This is a genomic window from Shewanella sp. CAL98-MNA-CIBAN-0140 (assembly GCF_040309905.1).
Classification (GTDB): Bacteria; Pseudomonadota; Gammaproteobacteria; order Enterobacterales; family Shewanellaceae; genus Shewanella; species Shewanella psychromarinicola.
This window is the reverse complement of the sequence record NZ_JBEOPI010000027.1, coordinates 17,681-44,210: the sequence shown is the minus strand read 5'-3', so window position 1 is coordinate 44,210 and position 26,530 is coordinate 17,681. Positions and strand designations below refer to the sequence as shown.

At 43.3% G+C, this 26,530-nt stretch carries 26 protein-coding genes and 1 riboswitch; of the genes, 18 read left to right on the top strand and 8 right to left on the bottom strand.

Going from position 1 to position 26,530, the window contains the following annotated elements; all coding sequences use genetic code 11:
- Window positions 1–125: 125 nt before the first annotated feature.
- The gene (locus AAEY93_RS14420; protein ID WP_124012980.1) at window positions 126–1,775 is read right to left on the bottom strand and encodes an electron transfer flavoprotein-ubiquinone oxidoreductase; all 1,650 of its coding nucleotides are present in this window, start codon (window positions 1,773–1,775) and stop codon (window positions 126–128) included.
- A 231-nt stretch (window positions 1,776–2,006) separates the two neighbouring features.
- Window positions 2,007–2,139: riboswitch (molybdenum cofactor riboswitch) on the top strand.
- On the opposite strand from AAEY93_RS14420, the gene moaA reads away from it, so the two are divergent.
- The 11 genes from moaA (at window position 2,127) to AAEY93_RS14365 (ending at window position 10,669) form a co-directional block, all read left to right on the top strand.
- Complete coding sequence (gene moaA, locus AAEY93_RS14415) at window positions 2,127–3,107, top strand: GTP 3',8-cyclase MoaA (RefSeq protein ID WP_101033598.1); 981 nt, start codon at window positions 2,127–2,129, stop codon at window positions 3,105–3,107. (Overlaps the previous riboswitch by 13 nt.)
- An 86-nt stretch (window positions 3,108–3,193) precedes the next feature.
- Complete coding sequence (gene moaC / locus AAEY93_RS14410) at window positions 3,194–3,670, top strand: cyclic pyranopterin monophosphate synthase MoaC (protein WP_124012981.1); 477 nt, start codon at window positions 3,194–3,196, stop codon at window positions 3,668–3,670.
- 64 nt (window positions 3,671–3,734) lie between these two features.
- Window positions 3,735–3,983, top strand: coding sequence for a molybdopterin synthase sulfur carrier subunit (gene moaD, locus AAEY93_RS14405; RefSeq protein ID WP_101033602.1), 249 nt, complete (start codon window positions 3,735–3,737; stop codon window positions 3,981–3,983).
- 1 nt (window position 3,984) lies between these two features.
- Complete coding sequence (gene moaE / locus AAEY93_RS14400; RefSeq protein ID WP_124012982.1) at window positions 3,985–4,455, top strand: molybdopterin synthase catalytic subunit MoaE; 471 nt, start codon at window positions 3,985–3,987, stop codon at window positions 4,453–4,455.
- 40 nt (window positions 4,456–4,495) lie between these two features.
- Window positions 4,496–5,341: a molybdate ABC transporter substrate-binding protein gene (gene modA / locus AAEY93_RS14395; protein WP_351077796.1), complete on the top strand. Its 846-nt coding sequence runs from the start codon at window positions 4,496–4,498 to the stop codon at window positions 5,339–5,341.
- Window positions 5,341–6,021, top strand: coding sequence for a molybdate ABC transporter permease subunit (gene modB / locus AAEY93_RS14390; RefSeq protein WP_101033608.1), 681 nt, complete (start codon window positions 5,341–5,343; stop codon window positions 6,019–6,021). The genes modA and modB overlap by 1 nt, the downstream gene beginning before the upstream one ends.
- Entirely contained in the window at window positions 6,002–7,114 is a 1,113-nt protein-coding gene (locus AAEY93_RS14385) for an ABC transporter ATP-binding protein (protein ID WP_124012984.1), read from the top strand. Before modB ends, AAEY93_RS14385 begins: the two co-directional genes overlap by 20 nt.
- A 375-nt stretch (window positions 7,115–7,489) precedes the next feature.
- Window positions 7,490–7,951, top strand: a complete 462-nt coding sequence (locus AAEY93_RS14380) for a hypothetical protein (RefSeq protein WP_232772112.1) — start codon at window positions 7,490–7,492, stop codon at window positions 7,949–7,951.
- 13 nt (window positions 7,952–7,964) lie between these two features.
- Window positions 7,965–8,642 carry a response regulator transcription factor gene (locus tag AAEY93_RS14375; RefSeq protein ID WP_101034784.1) on the top strand — a complete coding sequence of 226 codons (678 nt, stop codon included), beginning with the start codon at window positions 7,965–7,967 and terminating at the stop codon, window positions 8,640–8,642.
- Between the two features lie 67 nt (window positions 8,643–8,709).
- Complete coding sequence (locus tag AAEY93_RS14370; protein WP_101033613.1) at window positions 8,710–9,951, top strand: sensor histidine kinase; 1,242 nt, start codon at window positions 8,710–8,712, stop codon at window positions 9,949–9,951.
- A gap of 40 nt (window positions 9,952–9,991) precedes the next feature.
- Complete coding sequence (locus tag AAEY93_RS14365; RefSeq protein WP_101033615.1) at window positions 9,992–10,669, top strand: TIGR01621 family pseudouridine synthase; 678 nt, start codon at window positions 9,992–9,994, stop codon at window positions 10,667–10,669.
- Window positions 10,670–10,802: 133 nt separating this feature from the next.
- Here AAEY93_RS14365 and AAEY93_RS14360 read toward each other — a convergent pair whose 3' ends face one another.
- A complete protein-coding gene (locus AAEY93_RS14360; RefSeq protein ID WP_351077789.1) occupies window positions 10,803–12,011 on the bottom strand; it encodes a GGDEF domain-containing protein in 1,209 nt (402 codons plus the stop codon).
- 153 nt (window positions 12,012–12,164) lie between these two features.
- Between AAEY93_RS14360 and AAEY93_RS14355 the strand changes: the two genes are divergently transcribed.
- Entirely contained in the window at window positions 12,165–12,332 is a 168-nt protein-coding gene (locus tag AAEY93_RS14355; protein ID WP_101033619.1) for a YqaE/Pmp3 family membrane protein, read from the top strand.
- Window positions 12,333–12,520: 188 nt separating this feature from the next.
- Window positions 12,521–12,652, top strand: a complete 132-nt coding sequence (locus AAEY93_RS14350; RefSeq protein WP_101033621.1) for a DUF2986 domain-containing protein — start codon at window positions 12,521–12,523, stop codon at window positions 12,650–12,652.
- Between the two features lie 91 nt (window positions 12,653–12,743).
- Here the strand turns inward: AAEY93_RS14350 and moeB are convergent, their stop codons facing one another.
- Window positions 12,744–13,514, bottom strand: coding sequence for a molybdopterin-synthase adenylyltransferase MoeB (moeB, locus tag AAEY93_RS14345; RefSeq protein WP_101033623.1), 771 nt, complete (start codon window positions 13,512–13,514; stop codon window positions 12,744–12,746).
- 8 nt (window positions 13,515–13,522) lie between these two features.
- Complete coding sequence (gene moeA, locus AAEY93_RS14340; protein WP_351077785.1) at window positions 13,523–14,776, bottom strand: molybdopterin molybdotransferase MoeA; 1,254 nt, start codon at window positions 14,774–14,776, stop codon at window positions 13,523–13,525.
- Window positions 14,777–14,910: 134 nt separating this feature from the next.
- Between moeA and AAEY93_RS14335 the strand changes: the two genes are divergently transcribed.
- The gene (locus AAEY93_RS14335) at window positions 14,911–15,225 is read left to right on the top strand and encodes a GIY-YIG nuclease family protein (protein ID WP_351077782.1); all 315 of its coding nucleotides are present in this window, start codon (window positions 14,911–14,913) and stop codon (window positions 15,223–15,225) included.
- A gap of 8 nt (window positions 15,226–15,233) precedes the next feature.
- Here the strand turns inward: AAEY93_RS14335 and AAEY93_RS14330 are convergent, their stop codons facing one another.
- The 4 genes from AAEY93_RS14330 to hslR form a co-directional block, all read right to left on the bottom strand.
- Window positions 15,234–17,093, bottom strand: coding sequence for a M14 family metallopeptidase (locus tag AAEY93_RS14330; RefSeq protein WP_351077834.1), 1,860 nt, complete (start codon window positions 17,091–17,093; stop codon window positions 15,234–15,236).
- Window positions 17,094–17,283: 190 nt separating this feature from the next.
- Window positions 17,284–18,840 carry a phosphoenolpyruvate carboxykinase gene (locus tag AAEY93_RS14325; RefSeq protein ID WP_351077779.1) on the bottom strand — a complete coding sequence of 519 codons (1,557 nt, stop codon included), beginning with the start codon at window positions 18,838–18,840 and terminating at the stop codon, window positions 17,284–17,286.
- Between the two features lie 252 nt (window positions 18,841–19,092).
- Window positions 19,093–19,953, bottom strand: a complete 861-nt coding sequence (gene hslO, locus AAEY93_RS14320; RefSeq protein WP_124012989.1) for an Hsp33 family molecular chaperone HslO — start codon at window positions 19,951–19,953, stop codon at window positions 19,093–19,095.
- A 10-nt stretch (window positions 19,954–19,963) separates the two neighbouring features.
- Window positions 19,964–20,377 carry a ribosome-associated heat shock protein Hsp15 gene (gene hslR, locus AAEY93_RS14315; protein ID WP_124012990.1) on the bottom strand — a complete coding sequence of 138 codons (414 nt, stop codon included), beginning with the start codon at window positions 20,375–20,377 and terminating at the stop codon, window positions 19,964–19,966.
- A 263-nt stretch (window positions 20,378–20,640) separates the two neighbouring features.
- Here hslR and gspC point away from each other — a divergent pair, with 263 nt between their 5' ends.
- From gspC to gspF, 4 genes are read left to right on the top strand one after another with little or no spacing between them, the layout of a single operon-like run.
- A complete protein-coding gene (gene gspC, locus AAEY93_RS14310) occupies window positions 20,641–21,555 on the top strand; it encodes a type II secretion system protein GspC (RefSeq protein WP_124012991.1) in 915 nt (304 codons plus the stop codon).
- Window positions 21,556–21,579: 24 nt separating this feature from the next.
- Window positions 21,580–23,712, top strand: coding sequence for a type II secretion system secretin GspD (gene gspD, locus AAEY93_RS14305; RefSeq protein WP_351077773.1), 2,133 nt, complete (start codon window positions 21,580–21,582; stop codon window positions 23,710–23,712).
- A 7-nt stretch (window positions 23,713–23,719) separates the two neighbouring features.
- Window positions 23,720–25,264 carry a type II secretion system ATPase GspE gene (gene gspE / locus AAEY93_RS14300; protein WP_372491462.1) on the top strand — a complete coding sequence of 515 codons (1,545 nt, stop codon included), beginning with the start codon at window positions 23,720–23,722 and terminating at the stop codon, window positions 25,262–25,264.
- A gap of 3 nt (window positions 25,265–25,267) precedes the next feature.
- Window positions 25,268–26,500 carry a type II secretion system inner membrane protein GspF gene (gspF, locus tag AAEY93_RS14295; RefSeq protein ID WP_101033641.1) on the top strand — a complete coding sequence of 411 codons (1,233 nt, stop codon included), beginning with the start codon at window positions 25,268–25,270 and terminating at the stop codon, window positions 26,498–26,500.
- Window positions 26,501–26,530 lie beyond the last annotated feature (30 nt).

Genomic DNA, 26,530 nt, shown 5'->3' with positions numbered 1-26,530 from the left:
AATAGTCTTTTTGTGTAGGTTGTTCTGATTTTATGTGGCGCATGATAGTCGATAAAACAAAAAAAACGCACTACTATTTTGTGTGCGTTTTTTTGACGGTGCCAATAATTTAGCTATTGGTTAACTTACATATTGGGATAGTTTGGCCCGCCGCCGCCTTCTGGTGTAACCCAAGTAATATTTTGGCTCGGGTCTTTAATGTCACAGGTTTTACAATGAATACAATTTTGAGCGTTAATGACAAACTTTTTGTCACCGGCTTCTTCAACGACTTCATAAACACCTGCCGGACAATAACGTTGTGCGGGTTCATCAAATTTGGCTAAATTGACCGAAATAGGGATGCTTTTGTCTTTTAGATGTAAATGACACGGCTGATTTTCTTCGTGATAAGTGCTCGACATATACACTGACGATAACTTATCAAAGCTCAATTTCCCGTCAGGTTTAGGGTAATCAATTTTGGTGTAATCGCTGGCCAATCCCATTGTGGCATAGTCTGGCGTCGTGTCTCTAAAGGTCACTGGAAACTTGCCGCCAAACCAATTTTGGTCGATATAGTTAAAAGCGCCACCCAGTAGAGTACCAAACTTGTGTAATGCGGGACCAAAATTACGCGATTGGTATAGTTCTTCGTGAAGCCAGCTCTCTTCAAAACGTTGTTGGAAGCAATCTAGATCTTTACCACCTTCTAAACCTGCAATTAAGCCTTCACCTAAGGTTTTAGCCGCGATAATACCGCTTTTAATTGCAGTATGGGTGCCCTTAATTTTGGCAAAGTTAAGCGTGCCAGCATTACAGCCAATAATTAACCCACCTGGGAAACTCATTTTAGGCAATGAATTTAAACCGCCTTTGGCAATGGCCCTTGCACCATAGGATAAGCGCTCACCACCCGTTAATGCTTTGGCAATAACGGGATGAGTTTTATAGCGTTGAAATTCATCAAATGGACTGAGATGAGGATTTTTATAATTCAAATCGATTATCAACCCGACAGCGACTTGGTTGTCTTCCATGTGATAGAGAAATCCACCTCCTGATGAGCCATTCACCAGTGGCCAACCGCCAGTGTGAACCACTTTACCCGGTTGATGTTGCTCGGCAGGGACCTTCCAAATTTCTTTAAAGCCTAAGCCATAGTGCTGCGGCGTTTTGCCATTGTCTAAATGATATTTTTGGATCAATTGTTTACCCAAATGACCACGACAGCCTTCTGAAAAAACGGTGTATTTGGCATGTAATTCCATACCTGGCATATAGCTGTCTTTAGGTTGACCGTCTTCACCGACGCCCATATCACCGATTAAAATACCTTTAACACTGTTATCTGCATTAAATAGCAATTCACTGGCGGCAAACCCTGGGAAAATCTCTACGCCCATGGTCTCTGCTCTGTTGGCTAACCAACGGGCTAAGTTAGCAACACTAATAATGTAATTACCATCATTGTGCATTGTTTTAGGCACTAAGCTATTTGGTATTAAGCGTGATTGCGTTTCTGAATTAAGCAAATAGATTTCGTCATGTGTGACTTTGGTGTTTAGCGGGATATCTGAGTCACGCCAATCATTAAACAATTCGTCTAGTACATCGGGTTCAAATACTGCACCCGATAAAATATGTGCGCCAACCTCAGAGCCTTTTTCTACCACGCAAACGGTGATTTCTTTATCGGCATCTTTAGATATTTGCATTAAACGACAAGCAGTTGCTAAACCCGCAGGGCCTGCACCGACAATTACTACGTCGAACTCCATTGACTCGCGTTCCATGTTCTCACCTTTCCAAGTTTCCCGTTCATCGCGGGTTTATTGTTTTTATATAATGATAAGTAAACGATCGTTTGTTCTTTACTCACCTTACCGCAAAATTTGCTTTTGTCACAGTAGCAAACACAATCTTGTCAGCGTGAGTCGAGTCACAAAAAAATAACCCTATAGTCTTTTAAATTAAGATATTCACCTAAAGGGGTATTTGTGAAACCGCAATTAGGCCTATAATTGGATCTGACGGTTCTCCGAGCTTTTTGCCCTACGTCAATGATATGGGCAGTTAGCCGTGGTAATTTTGCCACCGGGGTGAGTAAAGAAATGCACTCACCTCCCACACTTGGAAAGGTTAACATGTCCCAATTACAAGACAGCTTTGGTCGAAGATTTCACTATTTGCGGATGTCAGTTACTGATGTTTGTAATTTCAAATGTTCTTATTGTTTGCCCGATGGGTATAAACCCGATGGCAAGCCTAGCTTTTTAACGCTTAATGAGATTGAAAATCTCGTTGCAGGCTTTGGAGAGGTCGGCACTCAAAAAGTTCGAATCACCGGTGGTGAGCCCACTCTGCGCAAAGACTTCACAGATATTGTGCGGATCGTTGCCGCAAATCCTAATATTAATACCGTAGCAATGACCACCAATGGTTATCGTTTACAGCAACATGCTAAAGAATGGTATGACGCTGGTTTACGGCGTATTAATATCTCTGTTGATAGCCTAGATCCTAAAATGTTTTATCAAATTACCGGCGAAAACAAATTCGACCAAGTGATGCGGGGTATTGATGCCGCACTTGAGGCGGGGTTTGAGCGGGTTAAAGTCAATGCCGTGTTACTTAAAGGCTTAAACGATAGAGATTTACCACGTTTTTTGCAGTGGATTAAACATACACCTATCGATTTACGTTTTATTGAGTTAATGGAGACGGGTTTAGGTCACGATTATTTTAACGCGCATCATCTAGCTGGTGTGGACATAAAAAAACAACTTGAGCAACAAGGCTGGTTATATGATCTGCCAAGTGTTGATGATGGTCCTGCGCAAAACTTCAGTCATGCAGATTACCAAGGTCGTATTGGGCTAATTATGCCTTACGCTAAGAATTTCTGTGCCAGCTGTAACCGCTTACGTGTGTCTGCAAAAGGTAAATTACATTTATGTTTGTTTACTGAAAATGGCGTCGATTTGCGTGATTTATTGCAAAATCCTTCGCAGCAAGATGAATTAATAAGTCGTTTACACGGTCAATTAGCCCAGAAAAAAGAAACCCATTATTTACATCAAGGTATTACCGGTGTGACTCAGCACCTTGCTTCTATTGGTGGTTAAGCGGTTATTGAGCTAAACAGACGGATGACGCACAATATAGTGGTGCTCAGTCGATAGAGATTGAATTTGATTAAGGCAATTACAGTATGAGCAATCGTTTTACCCATATTAACGCCGATGGCAATGCCCATATGGTCGATGTGACTGAAAAAGCGGTCACTGAGCGTGAAGCCCGCGCTGAAGCCTTTATTGATATGGCTCCTGAGACTTTAGCCATGATCATGAATGGCAGTCATCACAAAGGTGATGTGTTTGCGACCGCACGTATTGCCGGGATTCAAGCGGCTAAAAAAACGGCTGATTTGATCCCATTATGTCATCCCTTGATGCTGACTAAGGTGGAAGTTGAGCTTGAAGCTCAGCCTGAGAATAACCGCGTGCGCATTACCAGTTTGTGTAAATTGTCAGGCAAAACCGGTGTCGAAATGGAAGCGTTAACGGCGGCATGTGTCGCCGCATTAACCATTTACGACATGTGTAAGGCGGTACAAAAAGACATGATTATTTCTCAAGTTAGGTTACTGGAAAAACGCGGCGGTAAATCAGGCCATTTCCAAGCTTAATCGGTCAATGATTACTCGGGTAAACCTCGATAGATGTTATGAATAAAGACAGTGAGAAACCACTATGATCCAAGTGTTATTTTTTGCGCAAATTCGTGAGTTATTAGGCAGCGCTAAAGTTGAGCATACTGCCGAGAATATTGATACCGCTGAAGCGTTACGTGCAGCGCTTGCCGCCACTGATGACAAGTGGGCCAAAGTGTTGGCATCAGACAAATTACTGGTGGCAATTAATCAAACCATGAGTCAGTGGGATTCACCGGTTAAAGACGGCGATGAAGTGGCCTTTTTCCCTCCGGTTACAGGGGGATAATATGGAACAGTGTAATCCTCAAATTAATGTGCGTGTTCACACTGAAGATTTTTGTGTCGCCGATGAGTATGGGTTACTTGCCTGCAATAATCAGGACGGCGCCGTGGTCAATTTTGTCGGTAAAGTACGTGACTTTAATGATGGCAGTGCCGTAACCGATTTAACCCTAGAGCATTATCCTGGGATGACCGAGTCGGTATTAATGCAAATTAGCCAACAAGCTTGCGATCGTTGGCCATTAAGCAAAGTGACAATTATTCATCGAGTTGGTACTCTGGTGCTTGGCGAACAAATCGTGTTTATCGGTGTGACCAGTGCTCATCGTAAAGCGGCATTTGCAGCTTGCGAGTTTTTAATTGATTTTTTAAAGACCAAAGCGCCTTTTTGGAAGCTTGAAGCCGGTGATACTGGTCGTAAGTGGGTTGAGGCGCATGATAGCGATCAGCAAGCCGCTAAAATGTGGCAAAAGTAGTATTTCCATATTACTGGTACATAGCAAGGATAAGCCCTCAATGTCTTTCATTAACACCATTACTCAGATTTTTTATCGGCTTTTGCAGCGGCTTCATACCAGTGGTATCGCGGCGTTGCTCGCGATATTACTGGTGGGATTCAGTTCAGTATGCGTGGCCAATGATGCCCCCGCCATTGCCGCCGCGGCCAATATTCAGTTTGCTGTAGACGAGATCGCGATACGTTTTCAACAGAAAACGGGGTTGGCTGTGCGGGTAAGTTATGGGTCATCGGGTAATTTTGTCACTCAAATTCAGCATGGTGCACCGTTTGAAATGATGCTCAGTGCTGATGAGAGTTATATTGATAAGTTACATCAAGCGGGTTATACCCAAGATAGTGGGGTTATTTATGCTATTGGTCGACTTGCCCTTGCTGCACCGAAGAAATCGCCGTTAATTTTGGACGCTAATTTAGTTGGGCTAAGGCAATTAATCGATGATGGAAAATTGTCTCGTTTTGCGATAGCCAATCCCGATCATGCCCCCTATGGTGAGCGCGCGCGCGAAGTGCTCAAAACAAAAGGCTTATGGGATATGTTGCAGCCCACCCTGATTTTAGGCGAGAATGCTGCACAAGCCACCCAATTTACCATTAGTGGCTCCACTCAAGGCGGAATAGTGCCGTTATCCTTGGTGCTAACGCCTGCGTTTGCTAAGCGCGGAAACTATGTTGTTATCCCTGATTCGTTATATCAACCTCTCAATCAACAGATGGCATTAATGCCTAATGCATCTGAAACTACCGAGCGATTTTATCAATACATGCAATCAGTTGAGGCGCAGGAAGTGTTAACTCAATTTGGGTTTAATTTACCGCAACCTACTGTTAAGAAGGGTGCTTAATGGATTGGCAAGCTCTGTGGCTGTCGGTCAAACTGAGTTGTTTTACCGTAATATTATTAATTCCGTTGGCCATTATGGTTGGACGATGGTTGGCGTACCGGCAGTTTAAGGGTAAGTCATGGCTTGAGGCTTTGATCATGGTGCCGTTAGTGTTGCCGCCGACGGTTATTGGCTATTACTTGCTGGTAGGGTTAGGTAATCAGAGCGTGATTGGCCAATGGGTTGAACAATTAACGGGCCAGCAGCTGGTGTTTCATTTTTCAGGCTTAGTGATCGCTTCTATCATCGTCAATATCCCTTTTGCGGTTCAACCTATTCAACGTGCTTTTGAAACCATTCCCATTGATATTCGTGATGCTGCGGCCTGCTGTGGCATGAGTCGATTACGTATTTTTCTTCGAGTCGAATTACCTATGATATGGCCTGGAGTATTAACCGCAGTGGTGCTGTGTTTTTCTCATGTACTAGGCGAGTTTGGTGTGGTGTTAATGCTGGGCGGTAATATTGCCGGTGAAACCAAAACGATCTCGATAGCAATTTATGACAGTGTGCAGGCATTTGATTTTGATTCCGCAGGAATGATGTCTTTGGTATTACTCTTGTTTGCAGTGAGTGCTTTAGCGTTGACTACGAGTATGTCGAAGCGTTTAGGAGGGCATTATGGTGCCTCGCAGCGCTGACCTTATATGTGATATTTCACAAACCTCTCCTATTCCACTTGAAGCGCATTTTAGTTGCCGCGCCGGTGAGGTATTAGCGGTTGTTGGTCCTTCCGGTGGCGGTAAAACCACCTTGCTAAGAATGATAGCCGGTTTGAGCTTACCTCAACAGGGACAAATCCACTGTGGTGATCTGCTATGGTTTGATGCACAACAGTCGATTTCGTTAACGCCACAGCAACGGCATATTGGTTATATGCCGCAGCATTTTGGTTTGTTTCCGCATTTATCAGCGTTAGATAATGTCATTTCTGGGCTTGACCATGTCCCCAAAGCATTGCGAAAATCGCGTGCTTTAGATTGGTTAGAGCGCGTCAACTTGCAAGGTTTGCCTGATCGCTTACCCGCTCAATTGTCTGGCGGACAACGTCAACGAGTCGCGCTGGCTCGTGCACTGGCTCGCGAGCCGACTATTTTGCTGCTTGATGAACCCTTTTCTGCCGTAGACAAAGAAACTCGCGAGCGCTTATACATTGAGTTAGCTCGCTTAAAACAACAATTATCTATACCTGTCATCATGGTAACCCATGATATGCATGAGGCGTTGTTACTGGCCGATAAGATGATATTGATTAGCCAAGGTAAAATGTTGCAACAAGGCAAGCCATTTGAGGTGTTATCTCACCCCAATGACGAAGCGGTGGCCAGGCAGATGGGCTTGAGGAATATTTTTGATGGTCAAGTTGTAGAGCAAGACATTGAACGCAACATGACCAAGTTTACTTTGGGTGATGAACTCATTGTCAGCGACAGTTCACCACGATTAACTATCGGCCAATCTATCCGCTGGGTGATCCCAAATCAAGGCATTCGCTTTAACGCCATTAGCAGTGGTCGTTTGTGTAAAAGCTTAAATAAATTAGAGGTATTAATTGAATCTGTACTGGTGATGGGTGAATCATCACGGGTGATAGCATCTGTTGTCGGTATTGGGTCGATCATCAATACCGATGTGCCTACTCATTTGGTGCATAAATTAGCCTTGGCGGCAGGCGTGCAAACGACTATTGCTCTCAAGTCAGATCAAATTCACATTTTAAGTGTGCAGTCTTGATTGTGATAATAAAAGCAAATAAAACAATAGTTTGATCGCGTTTTGGCGCTATTTCTGAATAATAACATGACCATTGACGCGTCAATGTGGCTTGTTGGCAACATCAATGGCGGGGTTACGATAAAACGTTGCCATTTGTGCTGTTATTATCGATTGACCTGACCTCTTATTTCGAGAAAATGTTATGTGACGACGGCCCATCGCGCCGAAAAATGATATTTATGATCAATTATTAATCTTAGATTTCTTGGGACTTCGTCTGCTCTTAGGTAGAGTGGTCATGTAATACCATTTTCAATTATATAGAGGCTCGTGATGGTTCGGTTGCTGCTAGCAATATGCTTTCTTCCTTGTGCCGTGATGGCGACACCGTCTATGCACTCTTTATTGATCAATGGCGACTTTTTAAAGCCAATAACGGTCATGGAACAATTAGAGCAACAAGATGAAGGCACCATTTGTGACTTTGATGTTGATGTTGAAGAAGGCTTGCTGGTGTATAAAATTTCTATGGTTAACGTAGAGACACACCGAATACATAAATACCAATACCGAGCCTTAGACGGTACATTATTAGCTGAAAAATCGTCAACTTATGCCTCTGATGATATTGGCCAAGTGAATGCGGCAAAAATGCTCCAAGCCAAGCATATGAAGTTTTCAGAATTAGTGACTCTCGCGATTGAAAATCAGCAAGGATATTTAACACAGGCGGAATTGGACCACGATTTGTCAATTAGTTATCTCGAACTAAAATTACTCAATCAAGATAGTAGAAATACCATTGCTTTCGATATTGAAACCCTACGTCCACTACCTTTGCTCAAATGGGATTAAAGACTCTATGACTATGCGTATTTTATTGGTTGAAGATGATGCTACTACATTAAAGTATGTAGCCGATGGATTTACTGCTCAGAAATATCAAGTCGATAGTGCGACGGATGGTCAAGAAGGGCTAACGTTAGCGAAACATAACCAATATGATTTGTTGATCCTCGATCGTATGCTACCTAAGTTAGACGGCTTAACATTATTATCTGCTCTGCGTACCAGTGGGAATAATACTCCGGTACTCATTTTATCGGCATTAAGCCACGTTGATGAGCGTGTAAAAGGTTTGCGTGCGGGTGGTGATGATTACATGACTAAGCCATTCGCCTTTGCGGAATTATTAGTGCGTGCTGAAAAGCTTATTCAACGCAATGTGGTTGAACCTGCTGCCACAGATATTGAGGTTGGTAGTTTGAAGATGGAATTACTCACCCGTAAAGTTACCCTGGATGATAGCGAGTTAATGCTACAACCAAAAGAATTTCAATTGCTTAAATATTTAATGGAACACCCGAATCAAGTGATTAGTCGGACATTATTATTTGAAGCAGTATGGGACTACCATTTTGATCCTCGTACCAACGTGATTGATGTGCACATCGCCAAATTACGTCGCAAATTTGAAGAACTTGGGCATGGTGAGCTAATTGAAACCGTAAGAGGGGCTGGTTATCGCCTTTGCAAAAGGCATTAAGCCTTACCAAAGTAGTGCGTGGCGGATCACGCTTATCTTCTCGACTTTAGTCACCATACTCATTGTTATGTTGGTGCTCAGTCTCTATCGACAGTTAGTTATTGAGCAACAAAATCAGGTAGACAAACATCTTTCTGCAGAAATGCAGCGCTATCAGCAGTTAGCATTAACGGTTAACCGTCGTAGTTTTGCCGCTCAAATTCGTGCTGCCGATCCAAAAACGGCATTGATTGCCTGGCGCAACAGTGTCGATATGGTTGGCGCACTGACTTTCTTACCCGAAAACATGCCACAACTGCCCGAAACCAAAGATTTCCCTATTTTTACTGGCGGCCCAGATAAGCTGCATATCCTGACTGGCGGTCTAGTCATTACTCGTTATGGCCCAGTACTCATTGCTACGCGAACCGATCAGCTTGCAGCGTTAATTGAGAAATTTATTAATGCGGCGTTTTGGGCGGTGGCGTTTACGTTAGGGCTCACGCTAGCATTAGGTTATATTTTCTCTAAAGCCATTCTTAGGCGACTGGTCGAATACAACCGCTTAAGTGAACAAATTGAAGCTGGACATTATGAAACGCGTTTGCCGGTAAGTGAAAGCCAAGATGAATTTGACATGCTTGCGCGGCAATTTAATTTGGTGCTCGACACTTTAGAGCAAAACTTACGTGCCGTTCGCGGCGTCAGCGATAACATTGCCCATGATTTACGCACCCCGCTATCGCATTTGCGCATAGGCATAGAACAGTTGTCGCAAAAACCTACGTCTGAGCTTGCAGATGCCACTGCTGAGTTGCTAGAAGAGTTAGACCATTGTCTGGGGACATTTGATGCCATGTTATCGTTAACTCGCATTGAAGAAGGCCAGCAAATGCTTGATTTACAGCCGGTGAGATTACAGCAAATCTGCCAAGATTTATTTGAGATGGCTGAGGTTATTGCAGAGAGTCGCGATCAAGTGCTGAAAATCAGTTTAGAAGGTGATATTCACGTTAATGGTGATAAGTATTTATTGTTCCAAGCTTTGTTTAATCTAGTGGATAACGCGATAAAGTATTCACCCGAGGGTGCTACAATCAGTATTATTCAGCACGGTAAACATATTCAAATTAGTGATAATGGACCGGGTATTATTGACGAAGATAAAGAGCGGGTATTTGACCGTTTAGTCCGCTTAGACCCAAGTCGTCATTTCAAAGGCACGGGTTTAGGCTTGTCGATGGTAAAGGCTATTTTGTCGCGTCATAAAGCGACGATTTCATTACATGATAATAACCCTGGTTTATTGGTGAGTATTCACTTTAAATAATCCTGCGGGTATCCCCCCTTTAATCCTTGTTGGATAATCTATGTATCAAGTGATCAGTGACCAAACAGACTTTATTGTCATCAGTAAGTCCGTTAATGTTCATTTTCATAGTCAAGATGGCAGCGCTGGGGTGATTGCTCAGGCAGAGGCTGATTTAGGTTATAAGCTTTACCCTGTTCATCGTCTCGATACTCCGACATCCGGTTTGCTGGTGGTGGCTAAATCACCACAAGCTGCTAGTGTGTTTACCCAAATGTTTACTCAGCATAAAGTTCAAAAATATTATCTGGCAATCGCTTGCGGTAAACCTAAAAAGAAACAAGGTTGGATTATTGGCGACATGGCTAAGTCGCGTCGCAGTATGTATAAATTACTGCGGACCAGCAGCAACCCCGCCGTAACGCAGTTTTTCAGTCAGAGTATTGCCCATGGTATGCGGCTGTATTTACTGAAACCGCTCAGTGGCAAAACCCATCAATTGAGAGTGGCTTTAGCCAGTATTGGAGTGCCTATTTTAGGCGATCAACTCTATGGCAATGAGCTTAGTGACAGGTGCTATTTACATGCTTATAGTTTGCATTTTACTTATCGAGATCAGGCTTATGTTTTTCAACAACCGCCCTCATTAGGTCAACAGTTTTTGTTGTCAGCATGCCAACAGCTTATGGCTAATCAATGGCAATCACCTAATGATTTACCGTGGCCGAGTAAAGACTAGTTGTCTTTTATTAGCCTGTGGCACCGCCGGTTTATTATCCCGAGCAGAGGTTACAGAGAGGGTTAATAGGCTGAAGTCTTGTTAATGGGCTAAAGTTTATGATGTGCAAAGGCAGGTGAAACGCTTGTATCGATTAAGATTGCTCTATTGAGCTAGCGGCAATCGATTCATCTATTGAGTCCATTGAGCAAATCGTATTACGACCTTTGCTTTTAGCAAGGTACATGGCATCGTCAGCGAGCTGTAATAACTGTTCAATAGTGAGGTGAGTTTTACAGGTTGCATAGCCAGTGCTTAGGGTCATATTAATGGTGTTTTTTTGCCAAATAATAGATAAGTCGTTTATTCTATCTTGCACTTTCTCAGCAACTATTTGGGCTTCATCTGTATTAGTGGATGGCAATATAACCAGAAACTCTTCACCACCATAACGGCAGATAAAGTCGACTTTACGTAATGTCTGCTGTAATACTTCAGCAGTTTGTTTGAGCACTTTGTCGCCGGCTAAATGTCCGTATGAGTCATTGATAAGCTTGAAGTGATCTAAATCGAGCACCATTAGAGTATAAGCGAGTCCATTACGTTGCCACAAGGCATCAACTTGTTCGAGTTTGTCCAATAATGCATGTCGATTCCATAAGCCTGTCAGTTGATCTTTGTTGGCTAACCGAGCGACTTTGAACACTAAACGAGTTAGAGCATTACCAAATAATACTAAATTAGTCAGTAATAACAATATGATGTAGCTCCACATCACCAATGATGAGTTAAGCTTGTCAGCGGCAGAAATGTTGGCAAGTTGGTCGGGGGAAAACAACAGAGCCATGGCGCGGATGATAAATAGCAAACCTATGGTAAAAAAGGGTATGTTTAACAAAGTCGCATAATACAGCGGTAGGTGTTTTTTCACTGCCCGAAAGTTATCAATACCCGTTAGAGTGATAAAGGTCGCTGCAGTAATACTCATGACGATCACTAAGTACACTGCATAGGTCAGGGAGGGGGGGACTAGTAGCATTAATAATGCCGTGGTCGCCAGTAATATAAGATCAAATCGATAAGTTAAAGGTTGTTTAAATAAATGTTGGCAGCCCCAGCGCACCAGAGCAAAACCCAGTAGTATTGTCATGTCTGCAACAAACCAGTATAAATAGTTAATTGCTTCAGTACGTTGGGTATAAAGTAAGAGACCAATAAAAGTGAAAACGTTGGTCGCCGCGAAACACCAGCTGGCTTTAGGTGCAATGCGTAATAGATGAGCAAGCAATGTCCAGGCTAGTGCACAGCTTAGCGCGATTAAACTAAAAAATTGAACAAAAACAATACTCTGACTATGTTCCATATGACTCATTAGTATCGTGAAGAAGATGACTCATGATGCAATAACAAAATAAGTGCACAAAAATAGAATAATGATTCTAGTTAACAAGTTGTATCGTATACTATTTTTATAATTTTTGTCGCTAAATTAATCAACTTAAATAAGGTAACTAACATGGATTCTAATAAATTATTACTGGTCATCCTTGCGATTTTGCTCCCACCAGTAGCGGTACTGCTCAAAAATGGTATGGGTAAGGACTTATTAATTAATATCCTATTATGCCTTTTCTTTTTTGTACCTGGGCTTATCCATGCGCTGTGGGTGGTATTACAAGAATAATCGTGGTTCTGAGCGATGCTATTTGGTTTTTGATGTGCTGCAATCATTAGAGGTTGGGCAGGTTTGAGGCGATCATTGTCTGGTAGACAGGTTGTTTTGTATAATGATTTTTTTGTATCAAACTCAGATGATATAAACCGTAGATGATATAAAAAAACACCGTCAACAAATGCTATCAAGAGACCCATATGAACCGTAAAAAGAAAATCAATCAAACCCTGAAAGCCAAAGCAAAAAAAGCCAATGCGAAGCTCCATGCAACCAATAAACCCTCTTATGTTGCTAAAGCTGACCGCGAAAGGCTTACGCAGGTTGAATGAGTTGCAGCGCCATTAACAGATTTTGTTGATAGCGCTGACTGAGAGAATACTCACGTCTGTGCTATTACCAACGTCTGAGTCTAGTATCACTTTAGACGTTCACACCACAGACGTTACAGTGGGGTTGTTTAGGCAAGCGCATCTGCCTAAACTCCATGGTCATCGCATCAATCATTAACAACTTCCCCGTTAAAGGCAGTCCGATACCTGTGATGACTTTAATGGCTTCTGTTGCTTGGATACAACCAATCATACCGACCACAGGTGCAAGAATACCCGCTTCGACACAAGTTAACTGTTGCTCGCCAAATAAGGCACTAAAACATTGATAACAAGGACTGTGTTGTTGATAGTCAAATACCGTTACAGTGCCTTCCATCCGAATCGCTGCGGCCGATACTAAAGGCACCTGGTGCTCAAAACAGCTTTTATTAAGCTGTTCTCGTACTAACATATTGTCGGTGCAATCAAGAATTAAGCTATGCTGACTTACTTGCGCGTTAATCTCATCATCATCTAACAGGGCATTAATCGTATTAATCTTAATTAGCGGATTTAGTTGCATTAACGCCTGTTTAGCCGATTCAACTTTTGGCTGCCCAATATTGGTATCATGGTGTAATACTTGACGCTGTAAATTAGAAAGTTCTACCGTATCAAAATCAACTAAGGTGATTTCACCCACCCCAGCCACGGCAAGATATTGGCTTGCTGCACAGCCTAAACCGCCAGCACCAATAATTAATACCTTAGCAAGTTTCAACTTTTCTTGGCCATCAATATCGATAGCTTTAATGGAGATCTGACGGCTATAACGCAGCATTTCCGTGTCGGTGAGTATCTCTTGATCAAGTGAGTCCATATTTATTCCTAACACAACACATGATTAAATGGTTCTATAGTAACTTGGGTTCCTTGGGCGGTGTCACCTTGGTCTTGATCTAATATCACAAAGCAATTCGCTAAACTCATTGACGTGAGCATGCCAGAGCCTTGGCCGCCGGTAATGGCTACCTCAAGCTCACCCAACTCATTACGACTGAGTATGGCGCGTTGGTATTCGACTCTGCCAGGATGTTTGCGTATGTCAGTCAGTAACCGTGCTTGGCAAAATAAAGGCGTAACCGGTTTTAGTCCCTGCATTTTATGTAAAATAGGCAACACCAATTTATAAAACGTCACCATCGATGAGACTGGATTACCGGGTAAACCGCAAAAAACAGCATTACCTACTTTACCAAATGCAAACGGCTTTCCTGGCTTAATAGCCAGTTTCCAAAAGGTGATGTGACCTTCTTCTGATAAAATTTGCTTAATAAAATCGGCTTCACCAACCGAGACTCCGCCTGATGTTAATACCATATCAGCTTGGCTTGCTGCTTCTCTAAATGCGCCACGAATAGCTTCTTTATTGTCGGCTATGACGCCTAAATCAATCCATTCAACATGGCTTTTACTTAATAAACCTTGGATTGAATAGCGGTTAGAGTCATAAATTTGTCCTGGTGCCAGTTCACTTCCCACTGGGCGTAATTCATCACCAGTGGAAAAGAAAGCGACTTTCAATTTACGTGTCACTCTAACGTGGCTAATACCGATGGTGGCGAGTACGCCCATTTCTGCAGCACGGATAATGACACCACGGTGTAAGACTTTGGTACCCGCAAGCAGTTCTTCACCGCGACAGCGCACATTTGCGCCTAATCGATGCGGATGCTCAATGGTAATTAGGTTTTGGTCTGCTTGGGCTTTTTCTTGCATTTGCACGCTATCAAAACCCACAGGCACAGGTGCACCGGTCATAATACGAATACAGCTATTGGGTGGTACTTGGCCGTTGAAGGGGTGACCCGCAAAAGAACTACCCATTAGGGTGAGGGTTGTTTTATCCTGTGATGGGGTTAAGTCAGCAAACCGAAATGCGTAACCGTCCATTGCTGAGTTATCAAATGGAGGTAAATCAATACTTGAGGCGAGATCTTCGCCAAGTACTCTGTCGATTGCTTGGGTTAATGAAACGAGCTCGGTATCTTGGGTTGCTTCAACTTGAGCTAAAAGTTGCTCAATCGCTTGATCGGGATGAAGCAATGCTGGTTGAGCGCAAGGGTCTTGATTATTGGACATCAGCATTTCCTTAATGAATAGCTAAAATACCATGAGCAGCGTTATGGGCTGAAATAGGTGTTGGCTTTTTAATGGTGTTTAGTATGCCATGATGACACAAGAATTTTATGATCACACTTAAGGTTTTATATTTTATGTCGCAAAATAACGCCAATACGGCTTGGTATTTATACATTATTCGCTGTGCCAATTCACATTTATACACTGGCATTACCACGGATATTGCGCGTCGCCTTGCCGAGCATCAAACAAGCGGCCCTAAAGCGGCTAAATACCTAAAAGGTAAAGGGCCGTTAACCTTGGCTTACCAAGAGCAATTGACTGACCGAAGTGAGGCTTCAAAACGTGAAATTGCCATCAAGAAATATTCGCGTTCGCAAAAATTATCATTGATTGAACAGTATAAGCTAAGCCGTCACTCTACAAGCACCAACGCACTTGTAGAGTGATAGCGATATTATTTAGAGGCTCGTAATACTGGGTACTTCATGTATTCCTTATCGTAGTAAGGGCTGCGTTCATAAAACCAGCGTAATCTCGCTTTGCTATCTTGAGCAAAATCCGGATCCTGTAATGCTTGATCAAATTCGGCTTTTAGTGCCGGATTGTCGCTAAGCATTTTTGCTGCTAAAGGCTCAACTGCATAGTCTTCAATGTATTCTGTACGGGTAAAAATGGTATTAAAAAATCCCCAGTAAAACAAAGAATCCTCAGCTTGAGGTTCAAGTAATAGCATGGCTAAATCACCTAAAGGCTGGTCGGTTGGGATACGCACACTCCCAGCAGGAAGATGGGTGGTGATTTTGTGAATGCTTGTTTGCGCCGACACGGTTTGATGGCCTTCATAATCAGCACTTGAGAATATGGGCTTGCTGAATTGATATTGCTGCGCAGTAATCGATGTTGGTTTATTCAGTCGTGTCATTCTGATGCCATGTAAAGATAAACGATTAATAACCTCAGCCCACTGTGGCGGAATGTAATAAGCCACAGGACGAGTGACAGTGATCACTGGCTGGGTGTTCGCAATAACAGGTAGGTTACGGTATAGCTTAGGTTCTTCAGTCCAACGAACGACCTTATCGCCACTGATCGGGCTTTGCTCGATACGGTAATCCATACCTTTAAAGTCTCTACCTTGTGCCAAGGTTTCTTTTTGCCAACTGATCGTTAGCTTGCTTGGGTTTCGATATTTGTCTTTATTAATGGCAGTTTTTAGTTTAGTGCTATTTTGCGCCACCGTTTTAAGTGTTTGTTCAAGCATGACATAGGTGCCAAGGACTCGTTGCTTATAGGGTTTAAGGCTATGGTTTTCAATTAAAATAGTTGGTAAATGGCGCGCATCACCATAGCCATTAGAAAATCGCGGGCTAGGATTCCACAATGACAGACCTTTGCTCATGTCGGTGTTATCGTTGGCAAACACCAATGACCCCGGAATATGACCTTGTTCGGTTAAGGCTTGTTCAACGGCAGGACGGTAAATGGACTCCAGCCATGCAAAAATGCTTGGGCTATGTCCCTGCTCAACGTTGTAGCCAAAGGTGACATCATATTGGTAGTCAATGCCATCGGTCACATGGATATCAATGTATAAATCTGGCTGCCAAATAGTAATGGCACGGATAAGGTGCTGCATTTCTAGCGCATCTGCTTTGGCATAGTCGCGGTTTAAATTAAGATTCTTAGCCGTGGTGCGCCACCCCATATTCACCGGTCCACGCTGATTAACCCGGCTAAATTGACTGCTGCGCTCGTGAGCATCGACACTAAAAATGGGAATAAACAGTAAATTGACGTTTTTAAGTAATCCGCGTTTATTGCCATGGCTGATATCACGCAGTAGCATCATGCCAGCATCTTTACCGTCAATCTCTCCCGAGTGAATCCCCGCTTGCACTAAGACGGTTGCTTTACCATTATCGATTAATGCTGTTGCCGTTGATCCCCCGTCTTGCGATGCAACAATCATCCATATATCTCGTCCTTGGGGGCTTTTACCAATACTGACTTTTTGCAACATGTCACTGCTGTCGACGAGTTTATCTAACCATTCCATGGTGTCGTGATAGTTTGGGCTAGAAATATAGCCTTGCTGCTCAAAGGGGGTTACCCAAGGCTGATTTGCGCTTAACAGTAACGACTCACTCGCGCCTGACCAAGGACGCATTGGAGGCAGTATGCTGTCGTTTTCTAAATGCGCCATTTTCTCTGTCGGTACCAGGGGCGTCGACTGCGCAGTATCGTTAGCATGAGCGGATGTGGAACTGATGAATAATAAACTGACCAGTAAACTGGTAAGAAAAATACGGCGCATGAATACCCCTGTGAGTAATGATAGTGTTGAAACAATTACGTTAACGACATCATAGCATTGCACATCATCAGTTTCAGAGGCTTTTATGGTGATAAGTGAACTGAATTTATAGCGATAAAAAATCCCAACCGGAGTCGGGATTTTAGGCGTCATATTACATTAAGTGGACGGCGAAGAGTCGATGTATTGCTTATACGTTAGGGCCGGCATTTTTAATGGCATCAGACACGTGATATTTTGCAAAATTATCACTGAACTCTTGCGCGAGTTGCTGAGCATATTTGTTGTACTCAGCTTTGTCTGCCCATGTGTTAACAGGGTTCAACAATGCGGTGGTGACGCCTGAAACACTAACCGGTACATGTAGATTGAGCTTATCAATATAAAGCGTTTCAACATCTTTGAGCTCACCGCTAACAATGGCATCAACAATGGCTCGCGTTGTTGGAATATCAAAACGCTTACCTACACCATGTGGACCACCGGTCCAGCCAGTGTTGACCAGGTAAACTTGGCTGCCAAACGACTCAATGCGTGCCATTAATAACTCGGCATATACGCCTGCAGGGCGTGGGAAGAATGGTGCACCAAAACACGTCGAGAAGGTTGACTGGATTGCAGAAGTAGAACCCATTTCGGTTGAGCCTACTTTCGCGGTATAACCAGACAAGAAGTGATACGCCGCTTGCTCTTTACTTAACACCGATACTGGCGGTAATACGCCCGATACATCACAGGTTAAAAAGACGACCGCATGAGGTTCTGCGCCGCGATTACTTTCTTTACGCTGAGCTATATGTTCTAAAGGGTAGGCCGCGCGACTGTTTTCAGTCAGGCTGGTATCTTTATAGTCAGGCACTCGCTGTTCATCAAGTACGACGTTTTCTAATACAGTACCAAAACGGATAGCGTCCCAAATAACAGGTTCATTTTTTTGGCTTAAGTCGATACATTTTGCATAGCAGCCGCCTTCGATATTAAATACGCCACCGGGTGCCCAGCCGTGCTCGTCATCACCAATTAAAAACCGTTTTGGATCGGCAGAAAGAGTGGTTTTACCGGTACCAGATAAACCGAAAAACAAAGTAGTATCACCATCGTGGCCGACGTTAGCCGAACAATGCATTGGTAACACACCTTTTGCTGGTAATAAGAAGTTCTGTACCGAGAACATCGACTTTTTCATTTCTCCAGCGTACTTCAAGCCCACAAGAAGTACTTTTCGTTCGGCAAAGTTAAGAATAACGGCCGCTTCAGAATGGGTACCATCGCGTTCTGGTTCGCAAACAAATCCAGGCGCATTGATAATTTGCCAGACATCTTTGTTGCCACGATTAAATGTTGTTGGAGTGATAAATAAATTACGCGCAAAGAGTTGATGCCACGCATACTCAGTGGTTACATGTACTGGAATATAATGCTCGTCATCAGCGCCCACTTCGAGTTCAGACATAAATAACTCTTTGTCTGCAAGGTAAGCTTCTACACGACCCCATAATGCATCAAATTTACTGGCATCAAATGGACGGTTTACTTTGCCCCATTCAATATCAGCTTTGGTGTTTGCCTCTTTGACGATAAATCGGTCATTGGGTGAACGACCTGTTCTTTCCCCTGTTTTGGCCACTAAGGCACCATTTGCGGTGAGTTGACCCTCTCCACGAAGAAGCGCGATTTCTACAAGCTGTGCTGTCGTAGGATTGAGGTGAACGCGGTTTGATACATCCGCCATAGTGTTGATCTCCATGTCTTTTAGGTCGTGTTTCGCAATGAATCGCTATTGGGGTTAGGTGTTGAAACTTAGTTTGATATTTTGCTTGCGCAATGGCTATAAACTAATGTAGGAGATTGTAACGCAAGTTAACGCTCTGGTAACGAACAGTTTGGTTATTTTTTTGATGGGTTTTTGGTTGCAGGCATTTTTATCGGTGTTTTAGGGATAAAAAAAGCGCAAAGCGCGCTTTTTTTGTAATTTGTTACGTATCTATTACGTCATTGGTTACTGTTTTGATTGGCTGCTGTGGCTACCGGAATATAATGCCGCTATATCGATGGCATCAAAAGAGTATTTTGCTGTGCAGTACTCACAATCCATATCAATTTTGCCTTCCTCGGCCAAAATCGCTTCAACTTCAGCTTGCGGCAAGGTTTTAATGGCCGCGCCACTGCGTTCATAAGAACAGCTACATTTAAACGTCACATCAACAGGATCAAATAAGCGCACTTCTTCTTGATGATACAAGCGATGTAATACTTCTTCTGCATCAAGAGTGAATAACTCTTCTGCTTTGATGGTAGACGTCAATGTTGATATATGTTCAAAGTCATCATTTTGCTCCGACTTTGTTGGCAACACTTGCAGAAGCATACCTGCGGCTTGTTTACCGTTAGCAAATAACTGAATTTGAGTGGGTAATTGTTCTGATTGGTTAAAATATTCTTCTAAGCATGCAGCTAGGTTGACATGATCTAGCGACACAATCCCTTGATAACGCTCACCGTCATCAGGAGTTAGGGTAATGACCATATAGCCTTTACCAAACATTTGTTGCAAACTTGTATCTGTAGCAATATCGCCGTTCCAACGTGCTACACCACGTAAGACTTGCTTATTATTACCATTAATTACCGCCAAAGAGACTGGGCCATCGCCCTGTAATTGTACGCTAATGTCACCGGTAAACTTGATGGTTGCCGTGAGTAACGATGTCGCGGCCATTAACTCACCGATTAGACACTGTAATGCGACCGGATAGCTATGTGCAGAAAGCACTTCTTGGTAGCAGCGTTCTAATTGGACTATCTCGCCTCGCACATCGGCATTATCAAAAATGTAGCGCTGTAAAATATCATTGTTCATCTGTATTCTCTTACTCTTTGGGCGCTGAGTACTCTTTAAAGCGCATAATCTGTCGTCGTTGTTTTTTATCCGGCTTATGATCTGGGGCCGGATTATTTAAAATGTTGAGCCGTCGAGCTTCTGCATTGATAATACGTTTGCTAATGCTTTCAGGTGTTTCTTCGTATAGCGTTTGCGCCACACTCGCGCTTTGTCTATGTCCAGATAATTGGAGCACAATAATCTCTCGATCATCATGACCTTGACGAAGGCGGATTTTTGCACCGACTTCAGCATTCTTACTGGATTTAGTCCGTTGGCCGTTGTAATGTACTTTACCGCCATTTATCATGTCTTTGGCGATGGCGCGGGTTTTATAAAATCGTGCTGTCCATAGCCATTTATCGAGCCGGATAAAGCTTCTTTCGGGCTGAGCGTTAGTCAAATGACCTCCAAAACTGGGATGATTTCACAGACTGAGTAACCTAATTGCCATACAATGTGTATATTATCGTAATAAGGGCAATATTATGGCCTTTTTATGGGCGCAAAGTTAGCATATTTGATGGTGATCCGCCAATCGATATGCGCTAGGGTTGTTGCTTTATCCTGTGTGAGTTAGCATAACGGCTAAACATCTATTTAACGCATATTATTAACAACTAGAACAAAGACCTGTACCAACATGTATAGAGAGTCCAATAGCATATGGATGTATTAGATAAACTGATCGCTAACGCCGCAAAAATACCACATAAGCCATTGAGTATTGTTGTATTTTGGCTTGGAATGATCACACTGTTGCTTTTAGCCGCACAGATAACATGGAAGTTGATGCCAGCATCATCGCAATCTGCGATGTGGCAACCATCCCCCATTTCAGCAGGCACTGCTAAGCGTATTGAGCTTGCTGGTGTACGTAACCTATTTCTTTTTGGCCGCTTAGATAATAATAGTAATAAACCCAAAGCTGAAGTCGTAGAACAAATCACTGACGCGCCTAAAACAAACTTGTCAATTCAGTTGAGGGGGGTTGTTGCGTCGACTGCGGAAGATCAGGGGTTAGCCGTTATTGAGTCAAGCGGGCAACAAGAAACCTATAGCTTAGGTGATAAAATTAAGGGAACTTCAGCTGCTTTAAAAGAAGTTTATGCTGATCGCATCATTATTAGTAACGGCGGTCGTTATGAAACCTTGATGCTTGATGGCCTTAAATATTCCGCGCAAAGTGACGCAAATACTCATTTACAACAAGCGAAAGTCGATCAACAAGTGACCCGAGTTGATCGTCGCGATAATCAACGCTTTTCTGAAGAACTGTCTAATTCTCGTGAAGAGTTATTAGCCGACCCCAGTAAAATAACTGATTTTTTAGCTATCTCACCTGTACGTAATGGTGATGAATTAGCTGGTTACCGTTTAAATCCTGGTAAAGATGTTGCGTTGTTTAAGCAAGCGGGTTTTCAGGCTAATGATTTAGCCAAATCAATAAATGGATTTGATCTGACCGATATGGGTCAGGCATTAGAAGTGATGGCACAACTGCCTGAGCTCACCGAAATGGCTGTCATGGTTGAGCGTGAAGGGCAGTTGGTCGAAATCATGTTTAGTTTGCCAGAATAATTTGGCGTTAGAGGATTGAATAAAATGAATAAAAAAGGGATCCGACATAAGATTATTGCTGGAATGCTGGTGGGCGCTGCGATGATAGCGGCACCGAGTGCTTGGTCGGAACAATATGCCGCCAATTTTAAAGGCACTGATATTCAAGAGTTTATTAATATTGTTGGTAAAAACCTCAATAAAACGATAATTGTAGATCCAACGGTACGTGGCAAAATTAATGTCCGCAGTTACGACTTGTTGAATGATGATCAATATTACCAATTCTTCCTTAACGTCCTTCAAGTGTATGGCTATGCAGTGGTTGAAATGGATAACCACATCATTAAAGTGATTAAAGATAAAGATGCCAAAATGGCCTCTATCCGTGTCGCCGATGACAATGCGCCTGGCGTTGGTGATGAAATGGTCACCCGTATTGTTCCGTTATACAATTCTGAAGCTAAGCAACTTGCACCGTTACTGCGTCAGTTAAATGATAATGCTGGTGGTGGTAATGTTGTTAATTATGACCAATCGAATGTATTAATGATTTCTGGCCGTGCAGCGGTAGTGAATAAGCTGGTAGAAATCGTCCGTCGAGTGGATAAACAAGGTGATACAGACGTGCAAGTGGTGGCATTAGACTATGCCTCTGCGGGGGAGATTGTCCGCATTATAGACACCCTATATCGCACGACAGCTAACCAATCACAACTGCCTGGTCAAGCACCTAAAGTGGTGGCTGACGAGCGCATGAATGCCGTTATTGTCAGTGGCGATGAAAAAAGCCGTCAACGTGTGATCGAGCTAATTAGACGACTAGATGCAGATCAAGCGACTACCGGCAATACCAAAGTCCGTTATTTGCATTACGCCAAGGCGGAAGACTTGGTTGAAGTATTAACTGGGTTTGCACAAAATTTACAAGATAATAAAGACGGGGCTGGCAGCCAACAAGGCAATTCAAGTAAACGTCGTAGTGATATTAACATTATGGCTCACAGTGATACCAACGCGCTGGTTATTAGCGCCGAACCTGATCAACTGCGGACGATTGAAAGCGTCATTAATCAGCTCGACATTCGCCGTCCTCAAGTACTCGTTGAAGCCATTATTGTTGAAATCGCTCAAGGCGATAACGTGGGGTTTGGGGTGCAATGGGGCAGTGAAGCCGGTGGCTTAACTCAGTTTAACAACATTGGTGCAACCATTGGAGAAGTCGGTGCCGGAGTCTGGGCTGCTCGTGAAGAAGATGGTACTAGCGTGACGACCATTGACGGTAATGGTAATCCAACAACCACAACTAATCCAACTTCAGACGGTGACTATACCTTGATCGCGCAAGCGTTGGGGAAAGTGAATGGTATGGCATGGGGCTTGACCACAGGTAACTTTGCAGCACTTATCCAAGCTGTTTCAAGCGATACCAATTCAAACGTATTAGCAACCCCATCTATCACCACATTAGACAACCAAGAAGCCTCTTTTATTGTCGGTGATGAAGTGCCGATCCTTACTGGCTCAACCTCAAGTTCAAGCAATGACAATCCTTTCCAAACCGTTGAGCGTAAAGAAGTCGGTGTTAAGTTAAAGGTTGTGCCGCAGATTAACGAAGGCTCATCGGTTAAATTAACCATAGAGCAAGAAGTCTCGGGTGTGAATGGTAATACCGGTGTGGATATCAGCTTCTCTACGCGTCGTTTAACGACCACTGTTATGGCTGATTCTGGGCAAATTGTGGTTTTAGGTGGATTAATTAACGAAGAAGTACAAGAAAGTGTTCAAAAAGTACCTTTCCTTGGCGATATTCCTTTTCTAGGTCATTTATTCAGGTCTTCATCGAGTAAAAAGATCAAGAAAAATCTAATGATTTTCATTAAACCCACCATAATCCGTGACGGCATTACAATGGAAGGTATTGCAGGTCGTAAATACAATTACTTCAGAGCATTACAGCTTGAACAACAAGCTCGTGGTATTAATCTAATGCCAAATACTGATGTTCCTGTACTGGAAGAATGGGATCAAGAGGCATACTTACCTGATGACGTTAATGAAGTGCTAGAGCGTTATAAAAGCGGCCAAGGTTTAGGAACAAAAATGCGTGAAACCGATCCAGCATTGCGTTCAATTGATGAAAGCATGCAAAAGGACAAGGCTCAAAATAATGACTGATAGCGTGATGACCGAGCCATTAGCTCAAGTATCAAGTGACGTCGCCATGGAAGTTGTCGAAGGCGACGGGGTTTTTCACTCCAATAGCAAAGAGCGTTTGCCGTTCGCCTTTTCACACCGTTTTCAATTGGTGTTAGCGAAAGAGAACGAGCAACTTTGTCTTTTCTATACCGATAACACACCACTCAGTGCCATGTTAGAAGTGCGGCGCTATGCCGATGTCGAGTTACCTTTAGTCAAGCTAGAGGTGACTCATTTTGAGGCTAAACTCACTCAAGCGTATCAATCTAATTCTTCAGAAGCCCAACAGTTAATGGAAGATATTGGTAACGAAATGGACTTGTTTACCCTGGCTGAAGAACTGCCACAAACTGAAGACTTGCTCGAAGGTGATGACGACGCGCCGATTATTAAATTAATTAATGCATTATTGTCGGAAGCGATTAAAGAAGAAGCATCAGATATTCACGTCGAAACTTATGAGAAACAATTAATTGTTCGTTTCCGTATTGATGGCGTATTAAAAGAAGTGTTAAAGCCGAATCGTAAATTATCGTCCTTGTTGGTGTCGCGCATTAAAGTGATGGCACGTTTAGATATCGCCGAAAAACGCCTGCCTCAAGATGGTCGTATTTCGTTACGTATTGCCGGTCGTGCCGTTGATGTTCGGGTATCGACCATGCCATCAAGTCATGGTGAACGCGTGGTAATGCGTTTGCTGGATAAAAATACCGGTAACTTAGACTTAGAACAACTGGGAATGACGCTCGGCATTCGCGAAAAATTCGATGAGTTAATTCGTAAGCCACACGGGATCATTCTAGTGACAGGCCCAACCGGGTCAGGTAAAAGTACCACCTTGTATGCTGGGTTAACGGAAATCAATTCTAAAGACACTAATATTTTAACGGTTGAAGATCCGATTGAATATGAGTTAGAAGGCATTGGTCAAACTCAGGTTAACACTAAGGTTGATATGACCTTTGCTCGTGGGTTGCGCGCGATTTTACGTCAGGACCCCGACGTAGTGATGATTGGTGAGATCCGCGATTTAGAAACTGCGCAGATTTCAGTGCAAGCTTCATTAACCGGCCACTTGGTTATTTCAACCTTACACACGAATACGGCATCAGGGGCGATTACCCGTTTGCAAGACATGGGGGTAGAGCCCTTTTTAGTCTCATCAAGTTTACTTGGCGTGCTCGCTCAGCGACTAATCCGTACATTATGCCCCATTTGTAAAGAAGCACACGAGCCCGATGAGCGTGAACGTGAATTACTGGGTATTACCGCAAACGACACTCGGGTCATTTATCGCGCTAAAGGCTGCAAAGCCTGTAGTCAAAATGGTTATCGCGGTCGAACTGGTATCCATGAATTGCTCATTGTTGATGATAATGTCCGTGAATTAATTCATGGCGGCAGGGGTGAGTTAGCCATTGAAAAACACGTGCGAAAATCGATTCCAAGTATTCGTCATGACGGCATGAGTAAAGTACTCGCCGGTGTGACGACGCTAGAAGAAGTATTACGCGTTACACGCGAGGAGTAATCAATGGCGGCGTTTGAATACAAAGCCCTCGATAGTAAAGGCAAACAGCAAAAAGGTGTGATCGAAGCTGATACCGCACGCCATGCTAGAGGCCAGCTGCGTGAGCAGCACCTTATGCCACTGGAACTCCAGCCGGTCAATGAGAAAGAAGCCCGCTCACAGCGTGGTGGCTTTAACCTAGCGAATTTGTTTAAGAGACGGATTTCAGTTGCCGAACTTGCGTTGATCACTCGCCAAATCGCGACACTGGTGGCAGCGGGTTTACCGATTGAAGAAGCGCTAAAAGCGGTGGGACAACAATCAGAAAAAGATCGTTTAGGCAGCATGATTATGGCTGTGCGTTCTCGGGTGGTTGAAGGTTACAGTTTAGCGGACTCAATGGCCGAGTTTCCGCACGTTTTTGATGATTTATTCCGTGCGATGGTGGCCTCGGGTGAGAAATCAGGCCATTTAGAAGTGGTGCTTAACCGATTAGCTGATTACACCGAGCGTCGTCAACAACTCAAAACAAAGCTAACTCAGGCAATGATTTATCCTATCGTATTAACCGTGGTCGCTATTGGTGTCATCGCCGTGTTACTTGCTGCTGTGGTGCCGAAGGTGGTTGGGCAGTTTGAGCACATGGGGCAAGAATTACCTGGAACGACCCAGTTTTTAATTCTTGCATCTGATTTTGTGCAACATTGGGGGGTGTTGGTTGTACTGCTCATCTTTGGTTGCATGATTGTTTTTCAGCGTATGCTGACCAATCCAGTAATGCGGATGAAATTTGACACTGCACTATTGCAAATGCCAGTGATTGGTAAAGTCAGTAAAGGATTAAATACCGCCAGATTCGCGCGCACATTAAGTATTTTGTCAGCGAGTTCGGTACCGTTACTTGATGGAATGCGTATCGCCAGTGAAGTGTTACAGAATGTCAAAGTGCGTGCCGCTGTCGATGATGCAACGGCCCGAGTCAGAGAAGGAACTAGTTTGGGCAATGCGTTGACTAATACTAAGTTATTCCCTGCAATGATGTTGTATATGATTGCATCTGGAGAAAAAAGCGGTCAATTAGAGAATATGCTTGAACGCGCCGCAGATAACCAAGACCGAGATTTTGAGTCGAACGTGAATATAGCTTTGGGGGTTTTTGAGCCCATGCTAGTCGTCAGTATGGCATCGGTTGTATTATTTATTGTAATGGCAATTTTACAGCCTATTTTAGAGTTAAATAATTTGGTTACCGGCTAGGTTTTAGACTGTGTATATCTTGGTAGACTA